The 533-nt window shown below is 45.6% G+C and carries 2 protein-coding genes; both read left to right on the top strand.

Annotated features, from left to right (window positions below; translation table 11 throughout):
* Window positions 1-229, top strand: a 229-nt coding sequence (locus HGH47_RS12280; protein WP_432912772.1) for a hypothetical protein, incomplete at its 5' end; no start/stop codon positions are given.
* Window positions 230-254: 25 nt separating this feature from the next.
* A partial coding sequence (locus tag HGH47_RS12275) for a hypothetical protein (protein ID WP_432912769.1) occupies window positions 255-533 on the top strand: 279 nt, incomplete at its 3' end.

Here is a 533-nt window from a genome sequence, read left to right as displayed (position 1 = left end):
TAAAAAACCGAGCTGCCGGACACAGAAGGAGATAAGCGCCCTGCGGGCTGCCATTTTAAGGCCCCCGCAAACCGTAACCTTGACACGAGAAGGCGGACGCGGACGGGAGACCGTTCATGCATGGCTTTTAGAACCGGCGGTAAAAAGTTTCATGCCTTTACTTCGTTATGCGGCATACTTTCCGTCGAACGGCTTAAAAAAAGCCGTATGCCGTGCAAGGTTTTTTTAGAACCGATGGAGGTTTCATTATTTAAATGAGTGATAAACGACATACAGCGAGGGATGCGCGGAGGCGGCAACGCCGCAGTGAAAAACGGGATGCAAAATTAAAAGCCTTTGATGATTTTAATCAAGTGGTTAATCCCGATAATCTGTGCACAGCCTTTAAAAAATCCCGTCGTGAAGTGTCGTGGAAAGAAAGTGTACAGCGCTATGAAGCGAACCTTTTACCGAATATCCTTGATGCTCGGAAAAAATTGTTAGCCGGTGAAAGTGTACAAAAAGGCTTTAAAGAATTTACTTTAAACGAACGT

Origin of the sequence: Treponema sp. OMZ 805, from assembly GCF_050937395.1 — a bacterium.
Taxonomy (GTDB): domain Bacteria; phylum Spirochaetota; class Spirochaetia; order Treponematales; family Treponemataceae; genus Treponema.
This window is presented reverse-complemented; position numbering and strand designations above follow the sequence as displayed.